At 35.5% G+C, this 17,324-nt stretch carries 11 protein-coding genes; 2 read left to right on the top strand and 9 right to left on the bottom strand.

The genetic code is table 11. The features are described 5' to 3' along the window. Positions 1–25 precede the first annotated feature (25 nt). Together Z053_RS0100290 and Z053_RS0100285 are read left to right on the top strand one after the other, a co-directional pair. Positions 26–9,373, top strand: a complete 9,348-nt coding sequence (locus Z053_RS0100290; RefSeq protein ID WP_081748188.1) for an MBG domain-containing protein — start codon at positions 26–28, stop codon at positions 9,371–9,373. Positions 9,374–9,434: 61 nt separating this feature from the next. Then, entirely contained in the window at positions 9,435–10,130 is a 696-nt protein-coding gene (locus Z053_RS0100285) for a fibronectin type III domain-containing protein (RefSeq protein WP_025663031.1), read from the top strand. 102 nt (positions 10,131–10,232) lie between these two features. On the opposite strand, the gene Z053_RS0100280 is transcribed toward Z053_RS0100285, so the two are convergent. The 9 genes from Z053_RS0100280 to Z053_RS0100240 form a co-directional block, all read right to left on the bottom strand. Continuing rightward, positions 10,233–10,787, bottom strand: a complete 555-nt coding sequence (locus tag Z053_RS0100280) for a 3'-5' exonuclease (RefSeq protein WP_025663030.1) — start codon at positions 10,785–10,787, stop codon at positions 10,233–10,235. Positions 10,788–10,835: 48 nt separating this feature from the next. Further along, on the bottom strand, positions 10,836–11,369 hold the full coding sequence (locus Z053_RS0100275) for a tetratricopeptide repeat protein (RefSeq protein WP_025663029.1): 534 nt from the start codon (positions 11,367–11,369) through the stop codon (positions 10,836–10,838). A 3-nt stretch (positions 11,370–11,372) separates the two neighbouring features. Beyond that, entirely contained in the window at positions 11,373–12,068 is a 696-nt protein-coding gene (gene prfH, locus Z053_RS0100270) for a peptide chain release factor H (RefSeq protein ID WP_025663028.1), read from the bottom strand. Positions 12,069–12,204: 136 nt separating this feature from the next. Next, entirely contained in the window at positions 12,205–13,596 is a 1,392-nt protein-coding gene (locus tag Z053_RS0100265; protein ID WP_025663027.1) for an RtcB family protein, read from the bottom strand. An 883-nt stretch (positions 13,597–14,479) separates the two neighbouring features. Beyond that, positions 14,480–14,848, bottom strand: coding sequence for a nuclear transport factor 2 family protein (locus tag Z053_RS0100260; RefSeq protein WP_025663026.1), 369 nt, complete (start codon positions 14,846–14,848; stop codon positions 14,480–14,482). 10 nt (positions 14,849–14,858) lie between these two features. Next, positions 14,859–15,602, bottom strand: coding sequence for an SDR family NAD(P)-dependent oxidoreductase (locus Z053_RS0100255; RefSeq protein ID WP_025663025.1), 744 nt, complete (start codon positions 15,600–15,602; stop codon positions 14,859–14,861). A 5-nt stretch (positions 15,603–15,607) separates the two neighbouring features. Then, the gene (locus tag Z053_RS0100250) at positions 15,608–15,802 is read right to left on the bottom strand and encodes a tautomerase family protein (protein ID WP_025663024.1); all 195 of its coding nucleotides are present in this window, start codon (positions 15,800–15,802) and stop codon (positions 15,608–15,610) included. A 120-nt stretch (positions 15,803–15,922) separates the two neighbouring features. Next, positions 15,923–16,486: a Crp/Fnr family transcriptional regulator gene (locus Z053_RS0100245; RefSeq protein WP_025663023.1), complete on the bottom strand. Its 564-nt coding sequence runs from the start codon at positions 16,484–16,486 to the stop codon at positions 15,923–15,925. Between the two features lie 174 nt (positions 16,487–16,660). Continuing rightward, positions 16,661–17,323, bottom strand: coding sequence for a hypothetical protein (locus Z053_RS0100240; protein WP_025663022.1), 663 nt, complete (start codon positions 17,321–17,323; stop codon positions 16,661–16,663). Position 17,324 lies beyond the last annotated feature (1 nt).

The raw sequence follows: 17,324 nt of genomic DNA, 5'->3' as shown, positions 1-17,324 counted from the left end.
TAATTACTAATGAAACCCCTTACCTATGAAACAATGTAATCAATTTTTAAACCTAACGAAGAAAGTGCCTATTATGCTGCTCTTCTTCTTAATGCTGGGACCTGGTGTCCTGGCTCAGACCTTTACCGAGATAGAAAATAATAATACTATCGGTAGTGCATTAGCAGGTTCGCAAGTTCGAAAATATGGCCCTGGGAATTTTGAAGGAACTGTTTCTTCTTCAGATTCTGATTTTTGGGTAGTTTCCAGAAAATCAACTCAAGCAACACAAATAAAATTATTGGTCCATACAAACTATGTAGGTAGCCCCGGTAGCGTAGATTTTAGGGTATGGGAGTATACAGGTGGTAATTGGGGAGTGTCAGGTTCTGTAGTAGGTACATTAAAATCATCTCCTAACCCCGGTGTTTTTTACTATGAAGTGGCTCTCAATTATCAAAATAACCTAAATGGAAGTGGGATTAGTAATAACTATTATGCATTAGAAGTGTTTACCACTTCTGCAACCCCTATTAATTACTCAATACCGTTTAATCCGTCAACAGATTTCCCTTATTGTTATGAACTTACTGTACCAGCTACAACTCCTTTTCAGGTAAACGATACCGATGTAACTTTACCTAATTTAAGAGTAGATACCATTGACGATCGTTATTATATAGTTAAGTTTTCAGCAACTAATTCTTTTACAGATTTTACCGATCATTATATTCAGGATCAGGCATTACCAACAGTAGCAGCTACAAATTCGTATAGTGGCTCGGGTGAACATATTGTGTATGTAGGTACCGATAATGGAGCTGTTCAGTCAGCTATGACCATGACCAATTTACAACGAAATACGACCTATTATTATAAAGTATACACATACAGTGATTGTCAGGGATATATAAATTATAATAATACAGGAACATCGGTAGCGGTAACCACCTGCCCTGGTACTGTACCTGGTGCAGGGTCAGTAAACTTAGTGTCAGCGACATCGCCTACTACTGCAACCATAAATACCTTAGGAAGACCGGCAGGAGCAGATACATCTATAGGGTATGTAGTAAAGTTTAGCGACACCAATAGTTTTACGGCACCTACTAGCGGAACAACTATACCAACTGCTTCTGCAGACTATTCTGGTAAAACAGGAGAACAAGTTGTGTATACAGGTGCAGTAGGAGGTGTTGCAGGAACCACAGATGATATTAATCAGGTGATTACGGGTTTACAAATCAACACAAACTACTATGTAAAGGTATATACCTACGATTTATGTGGTGGTAAATATAATTTTGAAACCACAGGTTCTGCAGTAGTAACTACCAATTATGTATGTGCAGCACCATCATCCGCAGTGACCAATGTAGCTACAAGTATAACAGGAGCAACTACGATAAATATAGCTTCTTTTACACCACCCTCTAACGCATCTCAAGGAACATTAGCGTATATAGTTAAAGTAAGTGATGTAAATTCATTTACAGCACCAACATCAGTACCTGGTTCGCCAAGTGCAGTATATAATGCAGTTACTGGAGGAGAGCAAGTAATGTATGTGGGGAACTCTGCTACTCCTAATATTTCAGTTTCAGGATTGGTTAGTAATGGTACGTATTATGTAAAAGTATATGCGTATAACACCTGTGCAGGTACCGATTATTTTGAAACAACAGGAAGTACCGTAGTTTCTGTAACAACTTGCGGAGCACCAACAGGAAATTCAGAGTTAAATTCTTTTCGAACGGATTTACATTGGGAGTTTAGACTTTCGCCAATTATTTCAAATGTGCCTGCAGCTGCAGAAGGACAAGTGGTGAAAATTAATACAGTGAATACTTTTACGGATATTACAGGAGCCATAAATACATTACCAACCGCAAATATTAACTATTCTGGCTCTGGAGAACAAGTAGTTTTAGCAGGAGCTTTTCCAGAAGGGCAAGCTTTTACAACTTATGATTTGTTACCTAATACAGAATATTTCTTTAAAATTTATTCATATACTGAATGTGCAGGAGTCTATTATTTTTCGAATACTTCTGATGTTATTTCTACACATACTCCAGGGGTAACGGATAAGCTAGCATCTAATGCGGTAATCAATAATTATACAGGAACAGCATTTACCTTAGCATCATTTACCGCAGCCGCAGCTGCTGATAACGGATTGGGGATACCTAAGGGGTATATTGTAAAGATGAATACTGTAAACAGCTTCACACCACATAGTTTTAGAGGGCCAACACCTACACCCGATGCAGATTATAAAGGAGGAGAGCAAGTTGTATATTTTGGAACTTCTATAACTCCTAATCAGGTGATAACAGGATTAACACCAGATACTACCTATTATTTTACGATATATGCTCATAATGATTCAGGAACGCCCTATTTTTTTAATAGCTATCAGCAAACAGGATATGAGTTTTCTGTAGTAAATAACGGATCTTTACTTACGCCAATGATAACATTTGATGATGTAACCGTTAATGCTGGTGATCCAAGTTTCAATCTAAATGCAACCTCTGATCCCAGTGGAGGGATTAGCTATCGAATGATTAATGATGGAAGTACAGGAACCACATTAAGCGGTACTAATAATGAAACAGTTACTGTAGGTAGTGCAGGAACAGTAATTATAGAAGCTTTACGAGCGGCAACAGCAACACATCAGGTTGCTTCTAAAACGATGACGATGACGATTAATGCTCCACTAGCAACCTTAGGAGGGGGTATTGCATATGAAGTAAATTCTGGCCCAACAACTTTAGATATGACTACTACTATAAGTTCTAATTCTACTGGGGCGTATACTTTTGAAATTATTGGAGAAACATTAGGGTACACCATCAACGGTAATTTATTAAATCTAAATAATGTTGCGGGTTCTATAGTAATAAAAGTAACACAAGCTGCAGATGCCAATTATAGTGAAACAGTAGCCTATTATTCAACAGTATTTTATAACACTGGATTCTCTCCAAAAACAGACATAGCACACAATTTGTTTGACTTTTCTTTAAATCCGGGGGAAAGTTATACCATTATAACAGCTCAAAATTTTTCTGGTCAAACTACCACTTATAGTATTGTAAATGATGGAGGGACAGGATCCACATTAATTGGAAATGTGTTTACAGCAGGAGGTGCAGGAACCGTAACTTTACGAGCTTTTACACCTGATAATTTCTTATATAATGCTACAACAACAGATGTAACTGTAACCGTAATTGGTACACCACAAACAATTACGTTTAATGAATTAAGTAATGTTACCTATGGTGATGCTGCTTTTAATTTAACAGCAACAGCTTCTTCAGGTTTAGCAGTTACTTATACAAGCTCAGATCCTACAATTGCTTCAATTTCTGGAAATACTGTTACCATTCATAAAGAAGGAACAATTAACATTACTGCTTCACAGGCTGGAAATGGAGTGTATGATGCTGCTCCTAATGTAGTACAACCGTTAACAGTAAACCCTATTACATTAGTTAACCAAAATGTAATTTTAAACACTACTGGTTCTGGTTTATGTAATACTACAGCAACAGTATCATTAGATAATTCACAAGCAAGTGTAAATTATTATTTAAGAAATAATAACGACAATAGTATTATTGAAGGTCCAGTTGCAGGAACTGGAAGTGGAATTTCGTTTGCTTCAGAGGTTTTAACGGCGAATCGTACTTATAATGTCATGGCAGTACAAGGTAATCAAACCTTACCATCTGCTACTAATACATTGCAAATGACTAGTACACCAATAGTAAGTGTACAAACACTAGATGGAAAAACTGTAAACTTAACACAACCAGATGGAGGTTCGGCTGTTGTATCTGTAGCCAGTTCTCAACTAGGAATAAGTTATTATTTACAAGATAATACTACTAATGAAGTACTACAAGGTCCTTTAACAGGTACTGGTGTTGATCTTTCATTTACGTCAGAAACAATAACAGCAGATAGAACTTATAAAGTAGTAGGAACTGATGCAACGGCTAATCATGGAGAGAGAGGTACATTACGTTTAGATAATGTAGATGATTATGTAAGTGTACCAGCAATCAATTCTCATTTAAGCAATGTTCAACAAGCTACTATCGAAACCTGGGTGAAAATCCCAGCTGCCGATGCTACCGATGTTAATGCTTCTATCATTTCTTTTGAAAGCTATACAGGATTTGGTATCGCATCAGTAGTGGTTCCTTTTTATATCAACATATCAGGAGGAACTATTTTTGCAGGTCATTATGATGATGATGTTGATGATGGAGGAGCTTATAATACACCAGGGTATACTTATCCGGTCGACACATGGTTCCATGTAGCGGCTACAATGAACGGTGCTTCAATCAATTTTTATGTTAATGGGAACTTAATCGGTTCAACTGGAGCTTATTCTGGATTTGAAATTTTTCAATTAACTTCAAATATTCGATTAGGGAGAAATTATGAAAGTACTTCAAATAGTAGTAAACTGTTCGGTGGCGATTTAGCTCAAACAAGAATTTGGAATGGGATTCGTACACAGTTAGACATTACATCTAATATGAATACTCAGTTTACAACTCCACAAGGAAACTTAGTATTAAACTATAACTATGATCAAACTTCTGGAACAAGTGTAACCGATACTTCTGGTAATACAATTACTGGGACTTTACAAAATGCAGCAGGAGATGCAACAAATTGGATAAGTGATTTGTTTACCGATAGTGTTTGTGGATTTGTGCCTATGAGCAACACGGTAACAGCCACTCATTCTGCAACACAATCACAAACAATAACGTTTAATTCGTTAGCAACAAAAGGCTATGGTGATGCTACTTTTAATTTAACGGCAACTTCAGATTCTGGATTACCCGTTAGTTATGTAAGTTCTGATACCTCTGTAGCAACTATTTCGGGTACTACAGTAACCATAGTAGGTGCAGGTACAACTACAATAACAGCAAGTCAAGCAGGAGATGCTACCTATACTCCTGCGATCGATGTTGCACAGGATCTAACGGTTAGTAAAAGAAATATAGAAATCACAGCAGATGCCGTCTCAAGGGCATATGGAGATACAGATAATCTAACCTATCAAATTACCTCGGGTAGTTTAGTAAGTGGCGATGCCTTTACAGGAGTATTAACAAGAGTAGCCGGAGAAGATGTTGGAGCTTATGCGATACAACAAGGAACCCTAAGTGCCGGTGGTAGTTATAACATAACCTTTGTGTCTAATGATCTTACCATTACTCAAAGAGCCATTGAAGTTACCGCCGATGCCAAAACAAAAGAATATGGAGATGCAGATCCGGCATTGACCTATCAGGTTACTTCTGGCGCTCTACAGTTTAGTGATGCTTTTACAGGAGCATTAACAAGAGTAGCCGGAGAAGCAGTAGGAACAACGTATGCGATCAATGAAGGATCTCTAGTTTTAAGTGGTAACTATACATTGACATTTGTTTCAAATGATTTAAGTGTTACCGCAAGAGCCATTGAAGTTACCGCCGATGCCAAAACAAAAGTATATGGAGATGCAGATCCTGCATTGACTTATCAGATTACATCTGGAGCGTTACAAGGTAGTGATGCCTTTACAGGAGTAGTAACAAGAGTAGCTGGAGAAGTCGTAGGAACGTATGCGATCAATCAAGGATCTCTAGCTTTAAGTAGTAACTATACATTGACATTTGTTTCAGATGATTTAAGTGTTACAGCAAGAGCAATTGAAGTTACTGCCGATGCCAAAACAAAAGAATATGGAGATGCAGATCCGACATTGACTTATCAAATTACTTCCGGAGCGATACAAGGTAGTGATGCTTTTACAGGAGTATTGGCCAGAGCAACAGGAGAAACTGTAGGAACGTATGCGATTAGTCAGGGAACTTTAGGTTTAAATGGTAATTATAACCTTTCGTTTGTGTCTAACAATTTTGAGATTACAAAAGCAACGGCTGCAGTTGTAATTAATGATCTTACACAAACCTACAATGGTACTGCAAAGCCAGTTTCAGTGGTAACAACTCCAAATGGATTATCGGTCGATATTACCTATAACGGAAGTACAACAGTACCAACCAATGCAGGTGATTATACGGTAATTGCAACCATTAATGACACCAATTATCAAGGTAGCACTACAGAAACGTTAACCATTAACAAAGCAGATCAAACCATAACTTTTGCGTCTTTAGCTAATGTAACTTATGGAGATGCTAGCTTCAACTTGGGAGCTACCTCAAGTTCTGGTTTAGGAATTACCTATACAAGTTCAAACACCTCGGTAGCAACTATATCTGGAAATACAGTAACTATTGTTGGTGGGAGGAGTACAACCATTACAGCAAGTCAGGCCGGAGATACAAATTATAATGCAGCTTTAAATGTATCACAAGTTTTAAATGTTGATAAAAAAGACCTAACAATTAGACCAGATGTAACTACGATAGAGTATGGATTGTTAGTTGATGCATCTGCTAGTATACCCGTTATAGTTTCTGGGTTTGTAAACGGAGATACGGTGAATGATTTAAGTGGTACAGGTTTAGCTAATGTTAATTATTTTGACGGGAGTACTACCCCAAGAAATGTGGGTAATTATGTAAATGGAGCAAAAGTTAATATTACCGGAGCAGTACCATACTTAAGTTCTAATTATAATTTTGTATATACTTTTTCAGCAATAGAGATTGTGCCACGTGAAGTTACGGTTACAGCGAATGCAGGACAGTCAAAAGCTTATGGAGATACAGATCCGACATTAGCATATACAGTTACACCATTACCAACAACAGGAACTAGCTTATATAACTTTAACACATTTGCTTTATCCGGTAATTTAGTAAGAGTAGCAGGAGAAAATGTAGGGACTTATGCTATTAATCAAGGTACGCTTGATGCTACAATAGCAAATTATAATGTAAACTTTGTTTCTAATGATTTTGAAATTATTGCAAAAGCTATTGAAGTTACTGCAGATGCCAAATCCAAAACCTATGGAGATGCTGATCCAGCACTTACGTATCAAATTACTAGTGGTAGTTTAGCAGGAAGTGACACTTTTATTGGAGTTTTGGAAAGAACAACTGGAGAAAACATAGGAACCTATGCTATTAATCAGGGAACTTTAGGGATAAATTCAAACTATGCAATATCATTTATTTCTAATGATTTAGAAATTACAAAAAGAGCAATCACGGTAACTGCCGATGGCAAAACAAAAATTTACGGAGATTCAGATCCTACATTAACGTATCAGATCACTAATGGATCATTAGCCTTTAGTGATGCCTTTACAGGAGCTTTAGATAGAGTAGCTGGACAAGCACAAGGAAATTATGCCATCCAACAAGGAACTTTATCTCTTGGAGCAAACTATAACTTAACTTTTGTACCAGGTAATTTATATATTGATTATCGTTTTATACGAGTAGTGCCTACAGCTACCGTTCAAAAAACGTACGGAGATTCGGATCCTGCTTTAACTTGGTCGCACATTATAACTCAAGGATCATTAGCATTTGACGATACCCTCGAAACAACAGGATCATTTAGAGATAGTGGCGAAAATGTTGGGTTTTATCAGATAAGAGGTTTATCGGCTCAATTTACTTCTAGTAATGGAGGGCAATCTTCTTATGCTATAACCTTCACTAATGCAGGCTCTGTAAGATTTCAAATCACAGCTCGTGCTATAGAAGTAAGTGCAGATGCACAATCAAAAACTTATGGTGATACCGATCCAACTTTAACCTATCAAGTAACTAATGGTGCCTTACAGTTTAGTGATACCTTTTCAGGAAACTTAACCCGTGTAACCGGAGAATCTGTAGGTACCTATTCTATTAATCAAGGTACACTAAGTGCAGGTAGTAATTATACCTTAAGTTATGTCGGTGATGATTTAACAATTGGGCAAAGAGCGATTACAATTACTGCTGATGATCAAATAAAAATTATCGGGTCTTCCGACCCGGCATTGACCTATCAGATTACCAATGGTGCATTACAATTCTCTGATGTAGTGACAGGTAGTCTAACACGAGTTGCAGGAGAAACATTGGGCAACTATGCCATTAATCAAGGTACATTAAATGTAAATAGTAATTACAATTTAACTTTTGTGCCGGGTACTTTAAATATTACTAATTTAATCCCACAGGTAATTACGTTTAACTCGTTAACTGATCGTAATTATGGAGATGTTGATTTCATATTAAATGCAACAGGTGGCGCTTCTGGTAACCCAATTATCTATACTAGTTCAAATACATCGGTTGCTACCATATCAGGAAATACTGTGACTATTGTTGGAGTAGGGACCACCACGATTACAGCATCACAAGCAGGTAATGCTACTTATGCTGCTGCAATAGATGTTCAACAGGCTTTAACAGTGAATAAAGGAGATCAGGCAATTACCTTTGCTCCTTTGGCAGATGTGAGTGTCGAAGCTCCTGATTTTAACCTAAATGCAACCGCGACATCTGGATTGGGAGTAGTATATAACAGTTCGAATCCTGCCGTGGCTACGGTTTCGGGAAGTACAATATCAATAGTAGGTATTGGAACCACAACGATTACCGCTTCACAAGCAGGAGATGTTAATTGGAACGCAGCTACAGACGTAATACAAACTTTAACCGTTATAGAGGCTTGTCCACTAGCGAATCTTCCTGCAGATAATTTACAGGTACAAGCTTCTAGTGAAACCTGTGCAGATAAAAATAACGGAATTATTACTATTAATGCCGGTCAAGCTCAGAATTATATCGCAACGATAAATAGTCAAGCATATAACTTTACATCAGATCTTACTGTAACAGATCTGGCACCAGGAACCTACCCTGTATGTGTTGCTATAGCTGGATTTACTAATTGTGAACAGTGTTTTGAATTGCTTATTGAAGAAGCTCCGGTATTAAATGGTAAGACAACAATAAGTGCAAATGGAAATAGTACAAAAGAAGTATTTGTCGAGATAGCAACAGGTACTGCTCCTTTTATAGTTAAAATTAATGATGCTATAATAGGAGAATACAGTGCCAAGAGCTTCATGGTAGAAGCACAAAGCGGAGACACAATTGAGGTTTCTTCTAGCCTCGAGTGTGAAGGTAAATTATCTAAAACTATTGATGCATTTGCAGATGTTACCGCATATCCTAACCCTACTAGAGCAGGAGTGACACTTACACTTCCTAATATAGGAATTGATACAATAGCAATAGAGATTCATAATGCACTTGGAGTGAGTGTCTCGACAAGAAGATATGCTGTTGCGGGTAGTAAAGCAGTACTGCCTATGGAAAACCTACCTGCCGGGATATATTTTGTGACGATAAAAGAAGGAACTTCAAAAACACTTAAAATTATAAAGGAATAAATAAAATACGCTCTCCTATCTAACAAAATAGGAGAGCATTATTATTTAAAAAATAAATACAATGAAAAACATATATATTATACTATTAGGTTTATGTGTACTACTATCATGTAGTCGCGAAGAATTTTCGGAAGTAGAGCCCAAACCACAGCCTGTAAATGAAACTCCAACAATACCGAATCTGGTGTTCCCCGCTAATAACCAGGTTTGTACTAATTTCAAGCTTGAGTTTGATTGGGAAGCTTCATCAGACGGTAATGGAGATGCTATTGCTTATCAGATCGATATTGCTACGAATGATGCATTTGAAAACATCTTATTTTCGATAATTACCTCAGAGACTAGAAGAGCTTTCAACCTTGAAAAGGGAACAGTGTATTATTGGAGGGTAAAAGCCATAGATAGTGAGCAGAGTGAGAGTGAATATTCTACGGTTCAGGTATTTTTTACCGAACCCGATGCAGGAGTTAATCATATTCCTTATTCGCCATCAGTCATATCTCCTAAACCGGGAGATGCAGTATCAGGAAATACAATAACATTAGATTGGGATTCTACTGATGGCGATGGAGATCCATTATTGTATGATTTATATTTCGGAACTACAAATTCGCCTGTACTACTAGCTCAGGACATTTCGGTATCAAAATTCGATGTAAATGTATCTCCAAATACTACATATTATTGGAGGGTTGTAGCCAAAGATGATAAACAAGGAGTGGCTATTGGTCGAGTTTGGAATTTTACAACTAATTAAATGATTTTTTTGATAAAGATTTAGATGTAATTATAATTTGTTTTAAGAAAACGGCACATAAATTTTGTGTGCCGTTTTTTGTATTAAGACCAAATGAAAGAACTAATCATTATTTTGCCGAATACACCAATGTAAGATTTTAGCAATATTTTTGGCATCATCGACTCCTCTGTGATGTGTTCCTTCTAGAGGGATTTTTAAAATCCCTAATGCACCTTTCATTCCAACCTTTCTTCGTAATCCTTTGGTTTCAGAAAAAAGTGCTTTCACATTAATATGATTTTGTGATAAAGGATACTTCATTTCTCTGTTAGCACATTGTTTCTTCATCATGTTTAGATCATATTGCCCGTAGCTTGCCCAGGTGTATTCATGACCCTTGTATTGAGTTCTTAGCATTTCGCAGGCTGTTTCAAAAGAAACTCCTTCTTGATCTACTAATTCTTGAGTAATTGTAGTGAGCTCGGTACAGAAAGGACTTACTTCTGATTGCTCGGGTGTAATGAGTATTCCTTTATTTTTAGAAATGCTTCCTGTTTGCGTATCCAAAAGGCAGATTCCTATTTCTATGATTTCATTAACCTGACCTGCAGGGATAGGTCCATTCCAGCAGGTAGCTTCTAGGTCTATGATTATAATTGTATTTGTTGTTTTCATTTTTTTAGTTTCAATACATCATTCCAGTTTTTGCTGGAATGATGTGCTTTATGATTTCTTCGTTTTCTTTTTAGAAGAAGACTTATCCTTAGCTTTTTTCTGCTTTGGCATTTTATTTTTAATTCGCTCTTCCTCTTCTTTTATATCATTAATGAAATGATTATTGTAGGCATTTTCTTTTGCCAACTTCAGACATTTTAATGCTTTTTTATAGTTCTTTTTTTGTTCAAAAAGAATTCCTTTTTTTAGATATAACATTGCCTTATCTGTTCCTTTTACGGTTAGGGCAAAATCGACTAGTTTTTCGGCTTCTTCATAGTCTTCATTCCAAAGTAAGACATTGATATATTTAGGATATACATCTAATGCATACATATCTTCTGCTAAAGCCTGCTGATAGTACTCTTTTGCAACCTCATAGTTTTTCAAACTCTCTGCATATATCTGACCCAAAAGACTTAATGCAATTGGATTTTTTTCATCATAAGACAATGCATAGTTCAAAGATTCTACAGCCTCCTCTAAGTTATAAGGATAAGCGTCTAATGCCTGAAATAAATATTTGTCTAGTAAATTACTCATTTTCTAATTCTTTAATTGATTGTATAAATCAGTTTTTAATTGATTTCGTTTATTTTTAAAGGTTTTTGTCACTTTTTTCTTTTTGAAATCAGTTCCTTTAAACACTCTAATCGGGTTACCACGTTGAACATTTAAGTGGTTTTCCCATTCATCTGATACCGATTTTTTTAATTGTTCTAATTGCACTTCAAGTACTTTGTTTTTTAATCGTTCGACAGCAATTTTTCGATTTTGATGTTGTGAACGACTATCCATTACCACTACACTTGTAGCCGTAAGTTTATGTGTTGCTCTAACTGCAGAATTTACTTTGTTTACATGCTGGCCACCTGGGCCCGAACTTCGTATCATTTGAAATACAATATCTTTTTCTGCTATTTTTTCTATTGATATAAGGTCTAGTTCGTAGATCCCGATAAACCAGTTTTTTCGTTTATGATATTTACGAAAAGTTGAGGTTCCTATCCACTGTACAGTTCCTAACCAGGAACTTACCAAATCGTTTATTTGATCGCCCTGCAGTTTTAGTGTAGCAGATTGCAATGTGCCGTTTTCTAAACCTTTTATCCTCTGTATGATGCTATAGGTTACTCCTGTATGTCGTATATCATCCAAAAAATACTTAAGTACCTGGGCTACGACCCAGCAACATTCTGCGGGGCCTCTTCCTGCTGTTATTTGTATAATTTTTTGATTCATTTTATTGTTTTTTACAGACCTCACAGGTTTTAAAACCTGTGAGGTCTTAATTTTGCGTTAGGGATTGAGGCTTTGTTGAAGCTCCTCGCCGAGAGCGACTGCCGAAAGCCCGACCCTTTGGGTAACGCCCTAACTTTTATTTATCCATTCGAACAATTTTTGGTGTAAATGTTCCAACAATTTCTACGAGTTCTTGTTGATTTGCCATTACTTTTTCGATGTTTTTATATGCCATTGGAGCTTCATCAATTCCTCCTCCTATAAGTGTTACATCATGCGCTTTTAACTGCTTTTTGATCTCACTTCTTGTAAATTTCTCTTTGCACTTTCTACGTGAGTGTAAGCGACCAGCGCCATGTGATGCAGATTGTAAACTTGCTTCGTTTCCTAATCCTCTTACGATGTACCCTGGGGCTGTCATAGAACCGGGAATAATCCCTAATTCACCTTTGGCGGCCGGTGTAGCTCCTTTTCGGTGTACAATGCATTCCTCTCCATTTACTTCTTGTTTCCAGGCAAAATTGTGATGATTTTCAATTTTTGCTATGGGTTTTGACCCTAATAACTTTGCTATCCTGGCATGAATATCATCATGACAAGCTTGTGCATAATCACCAGCAAGATTCATCGCCAACCAATATTCCTGGCCATCGTGAGTATTTAAATCTAACCAGGCCAATTGCTGTACATGCTTTGGTAACGGGCATTGCTTGGTAGCTAAATACGTATAGTGTTTGGCGATATTGGCTCCTAACCCTCTTGAGCCGCTATGTGATAACACTCCTAAATATTCGCCAGTCTTCAACCCCCACTCATTAGCTGTATCGGTAATTGTAATTACTCCAAACTCTACAAAGTGATTACCACCACCCGAAGTACCTAACTGCTTATACGCTTTGTCTTTCAATCTTTTGACTAACGGGATGGTTTTAAATTCATCTCGTTCAAAGATCTCATGATCATGCTTTACCTTATGAGTTTCATACATCCCGAACTTGGTATGTTCAGAAAGTATATTCTCTAATTGATGCTTTTTTCCTTTGAGATATGAGATTGCTATTGGATAGACCGTTAAACACATTCTACATCCAATATCGACTCCAACTCCATAAGGAATCACAGCATTCTTTGTTGCCAGTACTCCTCCGATAGGAAGACCATATCCGGTATGTGCATCTGGCATTAAAGCTCCTGCAGTTGCAACTGGTAATTTTAAGGCATCAAACAACTGGTATTTTGCCTGTTCATCAATTTCATTCTCACCATAGATTTGGAAAGGAGATCGAGTTGTTTTCAAGGCATGCCTTTTAACCTCTACGGGTTTTAATAAACTCTCTGCTATCTTTCCCCAGATACCATCACCCTGGTAAGCTTCTGGATTAAGTAATACTTTTTTGGCTTCAATTAATATATGTTCTTTTTTTACTCTCTTTTGATATCGATTAATCTGACCCAAAGTCACATTAATACTATTATTCTTTGGAAAGCCTAATTTAATTAGATCCTTTCCGCTTAGTTTCTTTCCCATTAGTATAGGTTTTGATATTTGTCAATAATGAGTGATGTAATGAATTTTCATTACTGACATAAACTTGATAAAATGTTTCGAGAGATTTTATTGAGATTTCAATTACACTTTGACAAAGCCTGCCTGAGTGTATCAAAGACTTAGCGTGACAATGCAGTCTGATTAAAAGGAAAAATAAAAAATCCGAAACTTTATGGCTTCGGACTTCTTCTCATATATAATGGAAATTATGTACTGGCGAAGTCCCGAAGCATACTCTTAAAAGAACCTGGTTCTTTTGGAGTGTGGCAATATATGTTTGTAAAAATCATATTACTTCGGTTATTAAAGATTAACTATTATGGTTTTGCAATTTATGAACTGCGGTGCAAATATGTAATCTATTTTTTAATTATACAACTAAAATTTAAAATTTAATTTATTGATAATCAGTATTTTATGTTGATTTTAGGCATAAGAATCCCTGTCCGTTTTTTTACGGATACTAGCCTGTTTGGTAACCAATTGCTGTTCTGATGATTATCTCTCAAATACCATTTTTATTTGATAAAATAGATATACAAAAAAGATGATAAAAAAAGCGTCCAAATTTATTGGACGCTTATGTTTTTTATATCTTATGTATAGTTTGCTACCTATATTCTTGATTTAAAAACGGCTTTACGGCGTCCTTTTTATATGTGAAAAATAATAACATAGGCTTAAAACTTGTTTTTTGGTTCAAAATTATGACGCAAATATGAGGTTATTTTTTAACCCTTCAAAGGATTTATTAGAATTCATAGCTATAATAGGCTTTGTCTTCTAAAAGAAACTCTTCATCTTTTTTTTATCCTGATTCGTCAGAATCTGGTTTTTGGTTATTAAAATATGAACACTTTATTTATTGCACATGAGTGAATAGTTTATTTACAATTTTCCAATTGTTATTGATTTTGGCTAATGATAAATAGTCGTAATAATTATAACCTAACATGGGAAGATGTAATTTTGCCATAGCAATTTTACCCATAATATCGATCCCTATAATTTTCATTTTTAGATTCTCGTTTAAATCTTTAGGGCTTTGTCTATTTTTAACTCCTTCAAGATATTCGGTTACACTTTTTAAGTAATCTACACCTTTGATATCTCCATAGATATATACGTTTTTATGAAAACAAGATTCGAGTTTGGTTGCATCTCCATAAAAAATTCCCTCAAAATAATTAGTAATTAAGTTTTCGATTTCTTTAATATGCTCTTTATACATAATTTATTTTTTAGATGGCGTGTCCAACTGTATGTCCTCCTGCCACATTAATCGTTTCTCCGGTTACAAAATTTGATGTAGCCAAATAATATGCTGCTTCTGCAATTTCATTGGCTTCTCCAATTCGGTTTAATAAATGTAATCCTGCTAAGCTATCGGCATTTTCAATTCCGATTTTACTTTGCAATGGACTTCTAATTATTCCTGGAGCTATGGTGTTTACTTTGATGTTATTTTTACCAAATTCGGCGGCTAGTTGTCTGGTTAAGGCATGGATGGCACCTTTACTCGCTAGAGGAGCTGTTGCCGGGAAGCCATCAATAGCATGGTCGACTAAAACGGTTCCGATGTTTATAATCGAACCATTTTGTTGCTTTATCATATGAGGAATCGCAGCTTGCGATGTAAAATAGGTTCCTTTTAAATTTACATTCCAATACTGGTCTAAATCTTTTTCCTCAACATCTAAAAAAGGTTTTGGAGAAAATACGCCTGCATTATTAATTAAAACATCAACCGTGTTGAATTTTTCTATTGCAAGGCTTACGAGTTTTTGTCCTGTTTCTTGTTTGCTGATATCACCGACCAGGTAGATTACGTTAGAAGGAGAACCGAGTTCCTTATAAGCGTTTTTCAGGTTTTCTTCGTTAGAAGAGTTCATAACAACATTACTCTCTTTTGCTATAAAGTATTTTGCAATTTCTTTACCAATTCCTGTAGATGCTCCTGTAATAATTACTGTTTTGTTTTTCATGTTCTTTATTTTTTAGTTCCTAAATACTGTTTCCCGTTCACTCCCCAATTTTCGATAGGAACTTCTTCAATAACAACATGAGTTGTTTTGGGGTTTTTGTTCAGTATGTCAACAACGAGCTGTGTAGCTCCTTCTATTAATTGACGTTTTTGGTCTGTTGTTACCTGTTCATCGGTAACTTTAATGTTAATGTATGGCATGACTTTTTTATTAAATTAATAGTCATACAAAGGTGTTGTAGAATGAAATTATTAAGAAGGAGGATTGTCACTTCTTTGGTGTGATGTATATCACTTTAAGCAATAAACGAGTAAAAATAATTAAGAGTTTAATCTGCTAAGCGTTTCTCTGGAAACCCCTAGATAGGCGGCAATCATTTTTTTGGGAACACGTTGAAAAAGTTTTGGATAGTGCTCGAGTAGTAATTCGTATCGTTCTTTAGACGAATTTTTCAATAATGATAAGATTCTATTCTGAAGCGCAATTCGACCCATTTTACTTTTTTTGGCCCAAAAACGTTCCATTTTATGCATTTTGGCCGTTAGCTTTTCTCTATTTTCAAAAGTTATATAGAGTAACTCGCTATCTTCTATACAGTCTATAGAGGTTTTGGATTTGGTTTGTTTTACAAATGATTCGTAATCTGTAATCCACCAATTCTCCATCCCGAATTGTAGTATATGCTCTTTTCCTGTCTGATCTATAAAATAGCTTTTTAAACATCCTTTTATGATCCAGTATTCTTTGTTAACAATTTCTCCTTCCTGAACGATATATTGATGTTTGCGCCTTTTGATTTGTTCAAAATGACTCAACACAAAATCGAATTCTTCATCGGTAAGGCTGATTATTTCTTCGATATGTTGTCGTAAAGGGTGTGTCATTTTAATTGTTGTAAATCCTAGATACATGAATCAAAGCAAGATAAATATACCCGAATCCATTGGTTTCTGTATTTATTTTACTTCTGGTTAAACTTATAAAAAATTAGTGCTATTGGCAATAGAAAAACCTTTTGATCTGGGATTAAACTATTCTGGTTTTTATAATGTATTAGGTTAATATTCTTTTTTAGGAATGTCATTTGGGATTACGAATATATTTTGATTTAATTCTTTCGGCTCAATCTGAATTGCAGTATATGTCACAATAAAATCTCCTAAATCAAGTTCCATTTTCATAAAAGGTGATTTTGCTTCTTTAATCAAATCATAGGTATAAAAATCATTGAAGTTTTTAAAAAGTTCAGGTTCTAAATACGGAAAACCACTATAAGAATATTTTTGTATTACTTTTTGTTTTCCATTTGGCTCAAATCCTTCAATTTGGATATAATCACAGGCTTTTCCTAAAATTTGTTCTGATTTTCCACTTGTTTTATCGAGAAATTCTAAAGCTTGTTCTGAAACATCGTAATGATAAATAGTATCTAAATTTTTCCATTTTGCATAATAGTGATTATTAGAGTTTAGATACAAATTGAAATCATAACCTCTTTCTCCTGTATTGAGATATTCTTTAAAAATATCACCATTTTTATTATAATATACCTTTAATGTATCTCCAAACTTTTGCTCTAAATATTCTCGATGAGGAACATTATCTTTTTTGAATTTTGTTTCAACTTTATAAGTTATGACACCTTCAAAACTCTTCTTTGCAGTGCTGAAAGATGCAAAAATTAGAACTGTAATTAAAAGGATGATTAGTTTTGAATTCATT

This window comes from Aquimarina megaterium XH134, from assembly GCF_000520975.1.
Lineage (GTDB): Bacteria > Bacteroidota > Bacteroidia > Flavobacteriales > Flavobacteriaceae > Aquimarina > Aquimarina megaterium.
Note: the sequence above shows the minus strand (reverse complement) of the source record. Positions and strands in the feature narration are given on the sequence as shown.

Excerpts from the sequence above, each read along its gene's own strand:
- Z053_RS0100285 (WP_025663031.1), top strand. The coding sequence starts at position 9,435 with ATGAAAAACATATATATTATACTATTAGGTTTATGTGTACTACTATCA.
- Z053_RS0100290 (WP_081748188.1), top strand. The coding sequence starts at position 26 with ATGAAACAATGTAATCAATTTTTAAACCTAACGAAGAAAGTGCCTATT.
- Z053_RS0100240 (WP_025663022.1), bottom strand. The coding sequence starts at position 17,323 with ATGAATTCAAAACTAATCATCCTTTTAATTACAGTTCTAATTTTTGCA.
- Z053_RS0100280 (WP_025663030.1), bottom strand. The coding sequence starts at position 10,787 with ATGAAAACAACAAATACAATTATAATCATAGACCTAGAAGCTACCTGC.
- Z053_RS0100260 (WP_025663026.1), bottom strand. The coding sequence starts at position 14,848 with ATGTATAAAGAGCATATTAAAGAAATCGAAAACTTAATTACTAATTAT.
- Z053_RS0100255 (WP_025663025.1), bottom strand. The coding sequence starts at position 15,602 with ATGAAAAACAAAACAGTAATTATTACAGGAGCATCTACAGGAATTGGT.
- prfH (WP_025663028.1), bottom strand. The coding sequence starts at position 12,068 with ATGAATCAAAAAATTATACAAATAACAGCAGGAAGAGGCCCCGCAGAA.
- Z053_RS0100275 (WP_025663029.1), bottom strand. The coding sequence starts at position 11,369 with ATGAGTAATTTACTAGACAAATATTTATTTCAGGCATTAGACGCTTAT.
- Z053_RS0100250 (WP_025663024.1), bottom strand. The coding sequence starts at position 15,802 with ATGCCATACATTAACATTAAAGTTACCGATGAACAGGTAACAACAGAC.
- Z053_RS0100265 (WP_025663027.1), bottom strand. The coding sequence starts at position 13,596 with ATGGGAAAGAAACTAAGCGGAAAGGATCTAATTAAATTAGGCTTTCCA.
- Z053_RS0100245 (WP_025663023.1), bottom strand. The coding sequence starts at position 16,486 with ATGACACACCCTTTACGACAACATATCGAAGAAATAATCAGCCTTACC.